Source organism: Actinoplanes sp. NPDC026670, assembly GCF_040638175.1.
Classification (GTDB): domain Bacteria; phylum Actinomycetota; class Actinomycetes; order Mycobacteriales; family Micromonosporaceae; genus Actinoplanes.
On the sequence record NZ_JBEZXU010000203.1, the window covers coordinates 1 to 1,187 of the forward strand.

The 1,187-nt window shown below is 69.1% G+C and carries 1 protein-coding gene; it reads right to left on the reverse strand.

Going from position 1 to position 1,187, the window contains the following annotated elements:
* Positions 1–1,187 (reverse strand): non-ribosomal peptide synthetase (locus AB0E94_RS53095; RefSeq protein WP_360344628.1); only part of this gene is annotated, 1,187 nt, incomplete at both ends.

The window sequence follows — 1,187 nt, forward strand, 5'->3', positions numbered from 1 at the left end:
ATCAGCGTCGCCTGTTCGACGATGGTGCGCAGGGCCAGCAGGGCGCCCCCGGACACCGCCCGTCCGTACGCCTGCCGGATCCGGCCCACCAGAACCATCGCCAGGCGGGAGTCGCCGCCGAGGTCGAAGAAGTTGTCGTGGATGTCGATGTGGTCGAGTTCGAGGGTGTCGCGCCAGAGGTCGGTGAGGCGGCGTTGCAGAGGCGTGGCGGGGGTGACGGCGGCGGGAGCCGTGGTGGGTGTGTGGTCGAGGTGGTGCAGGGCGGCGCGGTCGATCTTGCCATTGGCAGTGGTGGGAAGACTGGGGACGGCAATGATCCGGGTGGGGATCATGTAGTCCGGTAGCAGGGTGCCCAGCCAGTGACGGATGGTCGTGGGCTCGGTGTGGACAGTGGCTTCGATGTAGGCGACGAGCCGTTGACCCGTGGAGGTCGTGGGGGCGGTCACGGCCGCGGCGCGGACGTGCGGATGGCGGGTGAGAGTGGCCTCGACCTCGCCGAGTTCGATGCGGAACCCACGAATCTTGACCTGCTGGTCCTGACGGCCGAGATACTCCAGGTGCCCGGTGGCCCGCCAACGCCCGAGGTCCCCCGTGCGATACCAACGGACGCCCGCCGCATCGTGGTAGAAGCGTTGGGCAGTGAGCTCGTCATCGTCAAGATAGCCACGCGCCAGCCCGGCACCACTGACCACGACCTCACCAACCACACCGACCGGCACCGGCGCGAGATCCCCGTCCACCACCAGCGCGGCGGAGTTGGCCAGCGGCCGGCCGATCGGGACCGGCCGGTCCGGCGCCGGCGGCTCCAACAGACGGTGGCAGCAGGAGAAGGTGGTGTTCTCCGTCGGCCCGTAGCCGTTGAGCAGGGTCCGGTGGTCGAGGAACCGTGCGGCCTCGGCCATCAGCGTCCCCGGCACCGCCTCGCCGCCCACCAGGATGGTGTGCATGCCGCGCAGCGCGTACGGGTCGGCCTCCAGCATCATCCGTAACACCGCGACGTTGAAGAAGCCTGCGGTGACACCGTTACGGGAGATGAAGCCGGCCAGTTCCCGCTGGTCGGCGACGGTCACGTCGGTGGGCACCGCGATGCTGCCACCGTTGAGCAGAGCACCCCAGACCTCCAGGGTGGCTGCGTCGAATGCCAGGTTGGAGCAGAGCACGAAGACGTCCGAGGGCCCGAAGGTGGC